We start from the raw sequence: 13,322 nt of genomic DNA on the forward strand, positions 1-13,322 counted from the left end.
CGCCGCATCTTCGCGGCATGAACCTGCTCTTCTCCTGCATCGGCAAGCGCGGCTACATGGCGCGCCTGTTCCGTGAGCAGCTCGGGCCAGATGATCGCATCATCGGCACCAGCAACACGCGCTGGACGCCCGGCTTCAACGCCTGCGACAAGGGCGTGCTCATGCCCGACCTCAATTCGCCGGAGTACATCCCCGCCGTGCTCGAGCTCTGCAGGCGCGAGCGCATCGATGGCCTGCTCTCCTTCTTCGACATGGATGTGCACCGGCTCAGCAAGCACGTCCACGAGTTCGAGGCGATCGGCGTGAAGTGCTTCATCCCGCGCGCTGAGGCCGCTGATATCTGCTTCGACAAGTGGCGCACCTTCCAATTCCTGCGCGCCAATGGATTCGAGACCGCAGAGACCTGGCTCGACCTTGTGAGCGTGAAGCGCGCCATGGAAGAAGGCGCACTCGCTTTCCCGGTGTACGTGAAGCCGCGTTCCGGATTCGGCAGCCGCAACACCTTCAAGGCCCGCAATTGGAAGGAATTGGAGGTCTTCTTCGACCTGGAGCCTGACATGATCGTGCAGGAAACGCTGGGCGGCGACGCCTACGACTTCGATATCCTCAACGACCTGAATGGCCGCGCCATCAGCGTGGTGTGCTGGCGGAAATCGCTCAGCCGCATGGGCGAGACCGAGCAGGCCGTCACGGTGCACGATGAGCAGATCACGGAGGTCGGCCTGCGTCTGGCCAATACCCTCGGCTTCGTTGGCCCATTGGATGCCGATCTCTTCCTCTGGAACGGCAAGGTTTACGTGCTTGAGATCAACCTGCGCTTCGGCGGCGGTTATCCCACCTCGCACCTGGCGGGCGCTGCCTTCCCGAAAGCAATCATGCAGATGATCACCGGCGAGCCGGTCACCATCAAGCAAGGCGATTACAAGGCAGGCGTGGTGATGATGAAGGAGCTGCACATCCTCGGCGGCGAGGAGCAGTCGTTCTTCCAGGAGCGTATCCATGTGGATGAAAGCCTGCGGACGCCATCCGTTTCCCACTGAACATGGACCCCATCCGCACGGAGGCCTTCCAGCGCAACGACAGCCTTGAGGCGCTGCTGCGCGAGTTGAATGATGCGCTTGGCGGTGCGGAGGAACGGTTGGCGGCCTTGCCGGATGAGCCGCCCTACCCCACGATCCTCATCATCGGCGCGCCGCGCAGCGGCACCACCTTGCTCATGCAATGGCTGGCGGCCAGCGGGCTGGTGGCCTTCCCGAGCAATCTCCTCTCGCGATTCTACCAAGCACCTTACCTCGGCGCGCGCATCCAGCAGCTGATTGCCGATCCGCGCTTCAATTACAAGGACGAGCTCAGTGGCTTGTTGGGCGCTCCTGCGGAATTCGCGAGCGAAGTGGGCAAGACCAAAGGCGCGCTTCAGCCCAACGAGTTCTGGTACTTCTGGCGGCGCTTCATACCGAACGTCGATCCGGAATGGATCACGCCCGAGCAGGAGGACTTGATCGATGGCGCTGGCTTCCGTCGCGGCATCGCGCACATCCAGCATGCTTTCGGAAAGCCATTCGCCACCAAGGGAATCATCCTCCAATACAATCTGGAGGCGCTGCGACGGGCCTTGGGCAAGGTGATCTTCGTGCATACCCGGCGGAATGCGTTCTTCAACACGCAATCGCTCCTGCAGGCCAGGGTGAAGTACCATGGCAGCATCGACACCTGGTTCAGCGTGAAGCCGCGCGAGTACGAAGAGCTGCGCAAGCGTGATCCGGTGGAGCAAGTGGCCGGTCAGGTGATCCTGACGCAGCGCCATATCGAGGAACAATTGGCCAGCATGCCAGCGGAGCATGTGCTCACCATTGACCACGAAGCGTTCTGCGCCGACCCCGCGGCTTTCCATGCGGCGCTTGGTGCGAAGCTCAAGCAATGGGGCTGCGAATGGCCGGATGCATACACGGGCCCTGCGCGTTTCGAGGTCAGTGATCGCGTCCGAGTGGATGATGCCATGCGGGCGCGGATCATGGAGGCGTGCAAATGGCTCGAGGGCGCTTATCCGAGCATCTGATCGATCATGGATGCGATCGATGGCCGTTCCGCCGAGGCCCCATTGGTCTCCATCTCCATCACGACATACCAGCACGCCGAGTACCTCGCGCAATGCCTCGACAGCATCCTCGCGCAGCAATGCCCATTCGCTTACGAGGTGCTCTTGGGCGAGGACGATAGTTCGGATGGCACGCGCGCCATTGCCCAGCGCTATGCCGCGGAGCACCCGGACAGGATCCGCCTCTTCCTGCACCGGCGCGATCAGATGATCCGCATCGATGGGCGGCCTACGGGAAGGCACAACTTCCTCAACAACCTGCGCCACGCGCGCGGCCGCTACTTATGCCACATCGACGGCGACGACTACTGGCCCGATCCGCAGCGGCTGCGCATCATGGTGGAGAAGATGGAGGCGGAGCCCGACCTGGGACTGGCCTTCCACAATGCGATGAATGTGTGGGACGATGGACGGGAGCAGCCCTACTTCGATCCCGCCAAGGCCAAGCCGCGCTTCACCCTCGAAGAGCTCACCGAGGCCAACTTCATCCCGACCTCCGGTGTGATTTGGCGCTGGGAGGGAATGCAGGCGTTCCCGGAAGCCTTTCGCACCGCGCCCTTCGGCGATTGGGCGCTCAACGTGCATTTCGCGATGAAGGGCCCGATCGGTTACGTTGACCGGATCATGAGCGTGCGCCGGGTGCACGAAGGCGGGATCATGAGCGTGATGGGCGAGTTGCGCACCATGCGCGGCATCGCGCTGGCGTATGAAGTGATGCATGGGCAGGCCGGCGACCGGCTCGCGCCAGCCGCCCTGGTCCGCTGGGCCAAGCAGATCACCGATGGCTTCGATCGCGCGATGCACGCCGGCGATCGCGAGAACGCCGCATGGTTCCTTGCGCATGCCGGGCGCGTGCCGCATGGCCATATCAGCCTCCGCCTTCGCGCGCGCTGGTGGTTGCAACTGCACTTTCCGAGGCTGATGCGCGCCTATGGTGCTTGGCGCAAGGGTCACTGAATGGTGCTTCGGGACTCCGCAGGCGATCAAAGGCCGAGGGTATCGGCGAGTATCGCGGTGAGCTTGCGGTTGCCCGCAGCGCTCACGTGATCGCTGTTGCTGAAGTCCCCTTCGAGGAAGCGCGGGTCATCGGACAGGTCGTGGTAGCTGACATGGCCGTGCCGGTGCGCGAGATCGCGGCCGATGGCCCGGGCCAACCGCAGCTGGCGATCATCCACTTCCTTGAGGTAGGCTGGATGCATCGGTGGGAAGAACAGGTGGACCCGCGCATCGTGCAAGGCCGCGAGCGCGATGATGGCTTCCAAGTGGTTCAGATTCCGCAGGATCCGTTCATGGTCGCTGCAGGTATGCCGGTCAGCGGTCTTCTTGGCGTCGGCAAGGAGATCCAATCCGGGCTTCGGCCGGTTGAATGCGCCACCGAGATCCCCGCAGCTGCGGTTGTCCAAGCCATGCAATAGGTGATCGCGCAGCATGGCCAGCAGCACCGGCTTGCGGTTGTTGAGCAGTTCGAAGCGATGGTCGAGCCGGGAGGCTTGCTCGGGCATGTCCATGTGGATCACATAGTTCTTCACGCGCCACGGCTCGCGGCCATGCTCGATGCTGGCGCCGATGGAGGCATAGGAGACCGGGATGATGATGGACCGCAGTTGGGGCAGATGACCGATGCACTGCTCCGCGATCGCGAGATCGCGCCGATGGTCCTGACTGATGTTCGCGGCATTGTAGGCAGGGCTGCTGAATCCCCGGGGATCAATGCCGTTGTATGCATGCGAGTTGCCCAGGATCAGCAGCTCGATGCTGTCGCCGCGCTGGGTCAGGAGGTCGTGCGTGTACCGGTAATCGTTCGGGATCCTCCGCAAGGCGATCTCGGTGAGCGCTATCACCACCAGCAGGGGGAGCAGGAATAGCGAGGCACGGCGCAGGTACTGCTTCATGCTTCAGAACTGGAAGTAGATGAAGGAGACCTCACGGCCGGTGTGCACGAGCGACGCGATCGCGAGCGCATAGTACACGGCCCACCGGATGCTGCGCGGAAGCGTACGTTCAATCGCCGCCAGCCCATGCGCGTGGCTTCGCTGCAACCATTCGACGGCAAGCATCGCCCAAACGAAAGGCATGGGCCCACGGGTGAGAAGGTCCCGGGCAAGCAGCGCCAATTGGCCGGGGTGGGTGGCCAGGCCTGTCGGGATCCGTTGAACGATCTCCAATGCTGTGGATAGGTCAGGGGCGCGGAAGAAGATCCACGCCAAATCCACCAGGGCGAAGGTGATGATCATGCGCAGTGCATCGCCCGGGGAGGGTAGCCAGCCTTCGGGCGCGGACAATCGTTTGCGGTTGGTTCCCTGCAGGAGCAGCGGAAGGAAGAACAAGGCATGGAGCGCGCCCCATGCCACGAAGGTGTAGTTGGCGCCATGCCAGAAGCCGCTCACCAGGAAGATGATGAAGGTGTTTCGAACGCGGTTGCTCATCGACCCTTGGCTCCCGCCCAAGGGGATGTAGAGGTAGTCGCGGAACCAGGTGCTCAGCGAGATGTGCCACCGTCGCCAGAACTCAGCGATGTCCCGTGCGAAATAGGGGTACGCGAAATTCCGCATCAGCGAGATGCCGAAGAGCCGGGCCGCTCCGATGGCGATGTCGGAGTACCCGCTGAAATCACCGTAGATCTGGAAGGCGAAGAGGATGGCGGCGAAGGCGAGCTCACCGCCGCCGCTCGCTGCATGGTCGTTGAAGATCCGGTCAACGATCGGGGCGCATTGGTCGGCGATCACGATCTTCTTGAAGAAGCCCCAGAGCATCTGCCGGGAGCCATCGATGGCCTGGGTGTAATCGAACACCCGCCTCTTCTGGAATTGCGGCAACAAGGCTGTGCCGCGCTCGATGGGGCCCGCCACCAGCTGCGGGAAGAACATCAGGTATGCGCCGAAGGCCACAGGGTCACGCTCGGCGCGCAGCTGCCCGCGGTACACATCGATGGTGTAGCTCAGGCTCTGGAAGGTGTAGAAGCTGATTCCCACCGGCAGCACGATGCCCAGCGTGGTTGGGCTGAATGGCTGTCCGAAAAGGGTGAAGGCATCGCTGAAGGCCGTGATGAAGAAATCCCAGTACTTGAAGAAGCCCAATGAGCCCAGGTTGCCGATCAGGCTTGCTGCGAGCCATTGCTTCCGGCCACGAGGGCTTTTCGCGTGCGCGATGCCGAGTGCGGCCACGTAATCCAAGGCGCCGCTGAAGAACACCAGCCCAAGGAAGCGCCAGTCCCACCAGCCGTAGAAGAACATGCTGGCCGCCAGCAGCCAGAGGTTGCCCAAGCGGTGCGAGCGCCGATCAAGGGGCCAGAACAGCAGCAGCACCAAAGGCAGGAATGCCGCGAATTCGATCGAGTTGAACAGCATGCCTGGTCGCCGCTACAGCGGCGCGAAGAAAGCGAGCCGGGATACACCGGCTCAAACGGACGCAGCATGGAGATCGGTTGGATGCGCACCTTTGCCGACCTGAAATGCCCTTGCGCATCGCCATCGCCACACCCAGCCACAATGTGTACAGCGAGACCTTCATCGCTGCGCACATTGAGCGGCTTGCCGGCGTGGAGCTCGTGCTTTCCGGCGGCGAATTGCCCAAGCGGGTGGTGAATGGTCCCGAGCTGTGCCATCATGGAGGCTTCGCCTTCGCGCGCGATCAGTTCATGGCCAGGCTGCTCCGCACAGATCAACGCGGGTTGCTTTCGCGGCGGATCGCCGCCGAGCTGCGCAAGGCACGCATCGATGTGGTGCTGGCCGAGTACGGCTCCACTGCTGATGCCATGCGCGAGGCCTGCAAGCGGGCAGGGGTCCCCATGGTGGCGCACTTCCACGGATTCGATGCGCACAAGCAGGTGGTGATCGATGAGAAGGGTGGTTATCGAGCGCTCTTCGCGCAGGCTAAGGCGATCATTGCGGTGAGCCACTTTATGGAGGAACAGCTCCTGCGCCTCGGCGCCCCGCGCGAGAAGCTGGTATACAGCTGCTACGGCATCGATGTGGAGCGCTTCACCGCCGGTGATCCCGTTCAAGCTCCGCCGCATTTCGTGGCTGTGGGCCGCTTCGTCGACAAGAAGGCGCCGCACCTCACCCTGAGCGCGTTCGAGCGGGTGGTACAGCGCGTGCCCGAGGCGCGGCTCACCATGGTGGGGCAGGGGCCTCTTTGGGAGAGTTGCGTGCAGCGCACGGCATCCGCGCCATTGGCCGGTCGTGTTGATCTGCCTGGTGTGCGCAGCCCCGAGGAGATCGCCGCCTTGATGCGCGGCTCGCGGGCCTTCGTGCAGCACAGCATGCGCGCCCTCAGCGGCGATTGCGAAGGCACGCCACTGGCCGTGCTCGAAGCCATGGCCACGGGCATCCCGGTGGTGTCCACGCGTCATGCAGGCATAGGCGACGTGGTGCAGCATGAGGTGCATGGGCTGCTTTGCAACGAAGCTGACGTGGAGGGCATGGCGAGGAACATGGAACTCATCGCGCGCGATGCGGATATGGCGGGCCGGATGGGACGGGCCGGTCGCGCGAAGGCAGAACAGGAGCATCGGGTGCAGGACAGCATCGCTCGCTTGCAGTCCGTGCTAGAAGGCGCTGTGAAATGAACGCCCGGATGAGTGCCAACTTTATGAGCCCGCAGTCCGCATTGGATGGTTCTCCGTTCAACTGCGTGGTCCGTGGCCATCAGCGCTGCGTAGGTCCTGAAAGCGAAATGGCATGAGCGCAACGGCAGCACCCATCCGACTGGCCATTGTAACGCCGAAGGAGAATGCTTGGAGCGAGACCTTCATCGCCGCGCACATCGAACGATTGAAAGGCGTGGAACTGGTGCTTGCCGGAGGTGAGTTGCCCACGCATGTGGTGAATGGAAAGGTGCTGCGCGGGAAAGGGGCGTTCGCTTATCTGCGCGATCAGGCTGCTGCACGCGCGCTTCGCACGGATCAGGATGGCATCCTGGTGCGGCGCATTGCGGCCGTGCTGCGGCGGGCGCGCATTGATGTGGTGCTCGCCGAATACGGCACCACGGCCCACGCCATGCTCGCTCCATGCGCCTTGGCGGGCGTGCCGCTCGTGGCGCACTTCCACGGCTTCGATGCGCATGTTGATGCGGTGATCAAGGCCCACCACGACTACCGCGCGCTCTTCGCGCAGTCCAGCGCATTGGTGGTGGTGAGCCGCGGCATGGAACAGCAGCTATTGGATTTGGGCGCGCTGCGCGAGAAAGTGGTGCGCAACAGTTGCGGAGTCGATGCCGAGCGCTTCGCCATGGGCGATCCAGCCCGCACGCCGCCTCATTTCTTGTTCGTGGGCCGCTTCGTCGATAAGAAAGCGCCGCACCTCGCGCTGAGCGCCTTCGAGCGCCTCGTGGAGCGCGTGCCCGAGGCCAAGCTCACCATGGTGGGTCAAGGTCCGTTGTGGGAGAGTTGCGCGCAGCGGGTGCGTTCATCGCCCTTGGCCGGACGCGTCGAGTTGCCTGGGATTCTGAGCCCTGATGAGGTCGCTTCGCTGCTGCGCGGTGCACGTGCCTTCGTGCTGCACAGCGTGCGCGCGCTCAATGGCGATTGTGAGGGCACGCCGGTGGCCGTGCTCGAGGCGATGGCTTCGGGCATCCCCGTGGTGGCCACGCGGCATGCGGGCATCGGTGATGTGGTGGTGCATGAGGAGCACGGGCTGCTCTGCGATGAGCACGATGTGGAGGCCATGGCCATGAACCTGGAGCGCGTGGCGCGTGATCCGCAGCTCGCAGGTGAACTGGGCCGCGCTGGCCGTGCGAAGGCCGAGCGCGAGCATCGCGTGGAGGACAGCATCGCGGGCTTGCAGGCGATCCTGGAGCGCGTTGCGCGAGGGACAGGGCGTCTTGTTGAGCGCAGCTGATTGAAGTTCATTCCCTGCGTCTCGTCGGGCCTTCAGCCCTCCCGATGCTTGGGCTGGTGGATCGGCGGCACCACGGGTGCCGCCGGGGATGTGGTCGGCCCTTCAGGCCTACCATTTGTCACGTTCATGGGATTGGAAATGCTGGTTGTTTCTGGCAGCGCCGGATGCTTTGCTAACGGGGAAATAGCAACGGACTGAAAGCCTGGCCAGAAAGCGGCTTGCGCCCGTGGTGCAAGCCTTAGTTCACGCAAGGCCCGATGAACTCAATCCCAGACGTACCGCTCATCGAAGTCAATGCCATTATCGATGAGTAGGCTCCGATACTCGTCCTGGAAGGATTGACGACGATGATGCTCGACTTGTCCATCGATGTACGCGAGCAGTCGGTCAACATCCATATAGTAGGCTGAGAACGCAGCATACCCCGTTTGCCAAGCGAATTTCTGGCATCGTTCGTCCTGGGTCTTCACCCAGCGCGAGGACCCCGTTTTGACTTGCTCCACCAGATCAGCAACCGACATGGTCCGTGCGAGACGAATCGCGAGATGCACATGGTCCTCGATGCCCCCGGCCCGATAACACTCAGACCCATGGTTCCTCACTATGCTGGCGAGGTACTCGTGCATGCGCTGCTTGATTCCGTCGTGGAGGAAGGGCTCTCGGTGCTTGGTGCTGAATGTGACATGGATGATGATGTTGCCGAGTGATTGGGGCATGGAGCAGGGGGTTATTGCTGTGAATTTAGGTTTGATCAGGTCTCGTCGGGCCTTCAGCCCTCCTGATGCTTATGCTGGTGAAACGGCCGTACCACGGGTGCCGCCGGGGATGTGGTCGGCCCTTCAAGCCTTCCATATGTCACGTCCGTGGAATTGGAACTGCTGGTTGCTTCTGGCAGCGCCGGATGCTGCGTTAACGGGGAAATATCTGAGGGCTGAAAGCCGGACCAGATAGCGGCTTGCGCCAGTGGCGCGAGCCAATGGACGCGATAGGAAATTGGAGGGCTGAAGGCCCGATGAGCTCCCGGCATGCGCCACGAAGCGAGTGGATAACGAGGACAGCGAATCTGAGGGCTGAAAGCCCGACCAGATAGCGGCTTGCGCCAGTGGCGCGAGCCAATGGACGCGAAAGGGTATTGGAGGGCTGAAGGCCCGATGAGCTCCCGGCATGCGCCACGAAGCGAGTGGATAACGAGGACAGGGAATCTGAGGGCTGAAAGCCCGACCAGATACGGCTTGCGCCAGTGGCGCGAGCCAATGGACGCGAAAGGGTATTGGAGGGCTGAAGGCCCGATGAGCTCCCGGCATGCGCCACGAAGCGAGTGGATAACGAGGACAGGGAATCTGAGGGCTGAAAGCCCGACCAGATAGCGGCTTGCGCCAGTGGCGCGAGCCAATGGACGCGAAAGGGTATTGGAGGGCTGAAGGCCCGATGAGACCTAATCGCGCCAAGTGTGAATTGACGGCCACCCTTGAGGCTGTCATCGATCATTCGAGGATTCCCCATCTTGGCCCCATGAAGGCATCGCTCCCGCTGCGCATCCTCATCGGCCTCGGTGCCGGCATCATCTGGGCCGTGACCAGCAGCACGCTCGGCTTCAGCGAATTCACCCTCGATTGGATCGCGCCCTTCGGCGACATCTTCATCAATCTGCTGAAGCTCATCGCGATCCCGCTCGTGCTCTTCAGCATCATCAGCGGGGTGAGCGGATTGGGCGATGTGGCCAAGCTGGGGCGCACCGGCTTGCGCATGCTCGCGCTCTACCTCGCCACCACGGTGATGGCCATCAGCGTGGGCCTTTTGCTGGTGAATGTGATCAAGCCCGGTGAATGGTCGGATGATGCCCAGCGCCTGCGCAACCGCATCGGCTATGAGCTCTGGGTGCAGGAGACCGCCAGCGTGGAGAAGCCCAAGGATGGCCGCTGCGTGAGCTGCGACCCTGCGAATGCCGCACTGGTGGCCGAGGTGCTCGCGGCTCGGAAGGCCTCGCCGCCCGATCCCGCGCTCATGGGCAAGGTGGAGCAGGCGAAACAGGTGCAGGGCGGTCCGCTCCAGTTCCTCGTGGACATGGTGCCCAGCAACATCTTCCTCAGCTTCAACAATGCCCTGATGCTGCAGGTGATCTTCTTCGCGCTCTTCTTCGGCATCGTGCTGCTCATGGTCCCGGCGGCAGCTGCCGCGCCCGTGGTGTCGCTGGTGAACGGCCTCAACGAGGTGTTCATGAAGATGGTGGACGTGGTGATGCGCGCGGCCCCCTGGTTCGTGTTCGCGCTCATGGCCGGCGTGGTGTCGCGCATCGCGGGCGATGACCCGGCGGCCGTGCTCCAGTTGTTCAAGTCGCTGGCCGGCTACAGCCTCACCGTGCTCATCGGGCTGGCGCTCATGGTCTTCCTGGTCTATCCCGTGGTGATGACGCTGCTGATGCGCCGCAACGTGTTCGCGCGCTTCCTCAAGGCCATCAGCCCGGCGCAGCTGCTCGCCTTCAGCACCAGCAGCAGCGCCGCCACCTTGCCCGCCACGATCGAGTGCGTGGAGGAGCGCATCGGCGTGAGCAAGAGCACGGCGAGTTTCGTGCTGCCCATCGGTGCCACGGTGAACATGGATGGCACCAGCCTGTACCAGGCCGTGGCCGTGATCTTCCTCGCGCAATTCCATTGGGTCGATCTCTCGATCGGCCAGCAGCTCGGCGTCATCCTCACCGCCACGCTCGCGAGCATCGGGGCCGCTGCGGTGCCCAGTGCGGGCCTCATCACGCTCTTCATCGTGCTCACGGGGCTCGGCCTCGACCCGGCGTGGATCGCCATCATCCTGCCGGTTGACCGCCTGCTCGACATGTGCCGCACCGTGGTGAACGTGACCGGCGATGCCGCCTGCTGCAGCATCGTGGCGCACAGCCAAGGCGAGAAGCTCTTCCCGGATGAGGAGGCCGTGGCCTCAGGCTCCTGATTCGAGCACCTCTTCGATGTTCCCCTTGATGGTGGCCGCGATCCGCTGCATCGGCAGGTCGTTCTGGTCCTTGCCGAAGGGGTCCTCGATCTCCTCGGCGATGATCTCGAGGCTGGCCATCACGTAGAAGATGAACATCACCACGGGCACGGCGATCCAGCCCAGCGTGAACGCGAAGCCGAAGGGCAGGGTGAGCACGTAGATCACGATGAACTTCTTGATGAAGCTGCTGTAGGAGTAGGGGATGGGTGTGTTCTTGATGCGCTCGCAGGCGCCGCAGATCTCCAGCAATTGCGCCAGCTCGCGGTCCACGGTGAGCAGCTGCTCGCCGCTGATGACGCCTTCCTTCAGCATGCGGCGCACGCGCGCGGTCATGAGCTGCACGATCTGTGCGGGCACATGCTTGCTGCGGTTGAAGTCGGGGATCTCCGGGTGCGGCTTCGAATCCAGCTCCAGACGCGTCTTCTCGCGCAGCAAGTGAAGGCGCAGCTCATGCGCGAAGAGCGGGATCAGCTTGGCGAAGAAGGCGCGCGCGTCCTTGTCCTCGGGCAGCAGCGCATCGAGCTTGACGGCGAGGTTGCGGCTGGCGTTCACCAGCTGGCCCCAGAGCTTGCGGCCCTCCCACCATCGGTCGTACGCGGTGTTGGTACGGAACACCAGCAGCATGCTGATCGCGAAGCCCAGCAGGCTGTGCATCACGGGCAGGTTCTTCACCAGGCTCTCATCGCCAAGGCCCATGCGCCGCAGCTCGATGAATCCGATCCCGTAGGTGAAGGCCCCCACCAGGATGAGCCATGGCCAGAGCTTGCGGAAGGTGTCGGCCTTATGGAGGGCGAGCGCCTTGAACCAGTCGGAGGGGTCGTAGGAGACCATCGGCTATTGATAGTGCTTGCCGACCATGCGTTGGAACATCCGGCCCGGCAGCAGCTTCTTCGCCAGCACGCTGATGCGCTGCACGCCTTGCGCCACGAGGTAGGTGGCCTTGGGCTTCGGCGCGGCGATGATGCGCGCCACGACGCGGGCCAGCTCGTCGGGGTCGCGGCTGTAATGCATGCTTCCGCCCAGTAGTTCCATGGCGCGCGCGTAGCCCGGCTCGTGCTCCGGACTGATGCGCTCGGGCCTCAATCGGCCTTCGGCGATCGGCGTGCGGAACTCGCCGGGCTGCACATTCACCACGGTGATGCCGAAGCGCTCCTCCTCGATGGCCAAGGCTTCGCCGTAGCGCTCCAGGGCCGCTTTGCTCGCGCTGTAGAAGGCGCGGTAGGGCAGCCCGAAGTTGGCCGCCACGCTGGTGATGTTGATGATGAGCCCGCTCTTCTGCGCGCGCATCCCGGGCAGCACGGCACGGCAGAGGCGATGAGCGCCCAGCACGTTGGTGTCGAGCAGCCGCATGGCCAATCCCGGTTCAATGTCCTGCGCGGGGCCTTGGATGCCGAGCCCGGCGTTGTTCACCAGCACGTCGATGCCGCCCAGTCGTGTGAGCGCTTCCTGCACGCCGTGCCGCACCGAGGCCTCATCGGTGATGTCCATGCGCACCAGCGTTACCCCGTTGGCGACCGCGCCATCGTCCACGCGCCTTCCAGTGCCCACTACGGAATGCCCTTGCGCCACTAAGCGTTCGGCCATGGCCTTGCCCAGGCCGCTGCTCGCGCCGGTCACCAGCACGCGCTTCGCGTAGCTCCCCATGCGGGGCAAGGTAGAAGCGGGTGATTGAATGGTTCGCCGCGCGGACCCGATTGCTGCCATGCTCCCTACATTCGCGCCGGGGCAAGTCCCGTACGACCAGCTCCCGCCGAATCCCCCAGGGCCGGAAGGCAGCAAGGGCAGGCGGTTGTAGCGGTGCGATGCGGATCGCTTGCCCCTCTTTTTTTCTGCCGCCCCAACTGCACGGCTCTTAACCGGCGCTGCATCTATTTTCGACCCGAACCAAAACCAACTGAGACATGGGCATGATGAAGGAATTCAAAGAGTTCGCGATGAAGGGCAACCTGGTCGATATGGCCGTGGCCTTCGTCATGGGCGCGGCCTTCGGCAAGGTCACCTCGGCGTTCATCGACGGCATGGTGATGCCTATTATCGGCCAGCTCACCGGCGGCGTTGACTTCAACAACAAGAAGTTCGTGCTCACCAAAGCAACGGCCGAATCAGCGGACGCCGCTGGCAACGTGGTGCCGGCTGTCGCCGAGGTCGCCGTGAAATGGGGCTCCTTCGTCACCGTGGCCATCGAGTTCCTCGTGATCGCCTTCGTGATGTTCATGGTGATCAAGGCCATCAACCGCATGAAGAAGGCCGAGCCGCCGCCTGCGCCCGCCGGTCCGTCCAACGAGGAGATGCTCCTGATGGAGATCCGCGACGCGCTGAAGAAGTAACCGCTCTCCGTTTCCCGCGCGAGCCTCGCCACCACGGCGGGGCTCGTTGCTTTCAAGGCCCGTTCGCCCTTCCATCGG

Annotated in this window: 12 protein-coding genes and 1 other RNA gene; 8 read left to right on the top strand and 5 right to left on the bottom strand. The window is 63.3% G+C overall.

Annotated features, from left to right (window positions below; all coding sequences use genetic code 11):
• Nucleotides 1–17 precede the first annotated feature (17 nt).
• The 3 genes from IPM12_10035 to IPM12_10045 are packed head-to-tail and all read left to right on the top strand — an operon-like array spanning nt 18 to nt 3,052.
• Entirely contained in the window at nt 18–1,040 is a 1,023-nt protein-coding gene (locus tag IPM12_10035; GenBank protein MBK9148138.1) for an ATP-grasp domain-containing protein, read from the top strand.
• A 2-nt stretch (nt 1,041–1,042) separates the two neighbouring features.
• A complete protein-coding gene (locus IPM12_10040; GenBank protein MBK9148139.1) occupies nt 1,043–2,056 on the top strand; it encodes a sulfotransferase in 1,014 nt (337 codons plus the stop codon).
• A gap of 6 nt (nt 2,057–2,062) precedes the next feature.
• The gene (locus IPM12_10045) at nt 2,063–3,052 is read left to right on the top strand and encodes a glycosyltransferase (protein ID MBK9148140.1); all 990 of its coding nucleotides are present in this window, start codon (nt 2,063–2,065) and stop codon (nt 3,050–3,052) included.
• Between the two features lie 26 nt (nt 3,053–3,078).
• Here IPM12_10045 and IPM12_10050 read toward each other — a convergent pair whose 3' ends face one another.
• Nucleotides 3,079–3,987, bottom strand: coding sequence for a hypothetical protein (locus IPM12_10050; protein ID MBK9148141.1), 909 nt, complete (start codon nt 3,985–3,987; stop codon nt 3,079–3,081).
• A 3-nt stretch (nt 3,988–3,990) separates the two neighbouring features.
• Nucleotides 3,991–5,442: an MBOAT family protein gene (locus IPM12_10055; GenBank protein ID MBK9148142.1), complete on the bottom strand. Its 1,452-nt coding sequence runs from the start codon at nt 5,440–5,442 to the stop codon at nt 3,991–3,993.
• A 104-nt stretch (nt 5,443–5,546) separates the two neighbouring features.
• Here IPM12_10055 and IPM12_10060 point away from each other — a divergent pair, with 104 nt between their 5' ends.
• Complete coding sequence (locus IPM12_10060) at nt 5,547–6,662, top strand: glycosyltransferase family 4 protein (protein ID MBK9148143.1); 1,116 nt, start codon at nt 5,547–5,549, stop codon at nt 6,660–6,662.
• A 112-nt stretch (nt 6,663–6,774) separates the two neighbouring features.
• Complete coding sequence (locus IPM12_10065) at nt 6,775–7,932, top strand: glycosyltransferase family 4 protein (protein MBK9148144.1); 1,158 nt, start codon at nt 6,775–6,777, stop codon at nt 7,930–7,932.
• 263 nt (nt 7,933–8,195) lie between these two features.
• Here IPM12_10065 and tnpA read toward each other — a convergent pair whose 3' ends face one another.
• Complete coding sequence (gene tnpA / locus IPM12_10070; GenBank protein ID MBK9148145.1) at nt 8,196–8,648, bottom strand: IS200/IS605 family transposase; 453 nt, start codon at nt 8,646–8,648, stop codon at nt 8,196–8,198.
• Nucleotides 8,649–9,444: 796 nt separating this feature from the next.
• On the opposite strand from tnpA, the gene IPM12_10075 reads away from it, so the two are divergent.
• Nucleotides 9,445–10,875 carry a dicarboxylate/amino acid:cation symporter gene (locus IPM12_10075; protein MBK9148146.1) on the top strand — a complete coding sequence of 477 codons (1,431 nt, stop codon included), beginning with the start codon at nt 9,445–9,447 and terminating at the stop codon, nt 10,873–10,875.
• Here IPM12_10075 and IPM12_10080 read toward each other — a convergent pair.
• Nucleotides 10,864–11,748 carry a hypothetical protein gene (locus tag IPM12_10080; GenBank protein ID MBK9148147.1) on the bottom strand — a complete coding sequence of 295 codons (885 nt, stop codon included), beginning with the start codon at nt 11,746–11,748 and terminating at the stop codon, nt 10,864–10,866. The two genes, IPM12_10075 and IPM12_10080, sit on opposite strands and share 12 nt — an antisense overlap.
• 3 nt (nt 11,749–11,751) lie before the next feature.
• Nucleotides 11,752–12,561, bottom strand: coding sequence for an SDR family oxidoreductase (locus IPM12_10085; protein ID MBK9148148.1), 810 nt, complete (start codon nt 12,559–12,561; stop codon nt 11,752–11,754).
• A 79-nt stretch (nt 12,562–12,640) separates the two neighbouring features.
• Here IPM12_10085 and ffs point away from each other — a divergent pair.
• Both ffs and mscL read left to right on the top strand, forming a co-directional pair.
• An RNA gene (ffs, locus tag IPM12_10090) (signal recognition particle sRNA small type) lies at nt 12,641–12,739 on the top strand.
• Nucleotides 12,740–12,818: 79 nt separating this feature from the next.
• Nucleotides 12,819–13,244 (top strand): large-conductance mechanosensitive channel protein MscL, encoded by a 426-nt coding sequence (gene mscL / locus IPM12_10095; GenBank protein ID MBK9148149.1) that lies wholly within the window; start codon nt 12,819–12,821, stop codon nt 13,242–13,244.
• Nucleotides 13,245–13,322: the final 78 nt, after the last annotated feature.

The organism is Flavobacteriales bacterium (assembly GCA_016716605.1).
GTDB lineage: Bacteria > Bacteroidota > Bacteroidia > Flavobacteriales_F > PHOS-HE28 > PHOS-HE28.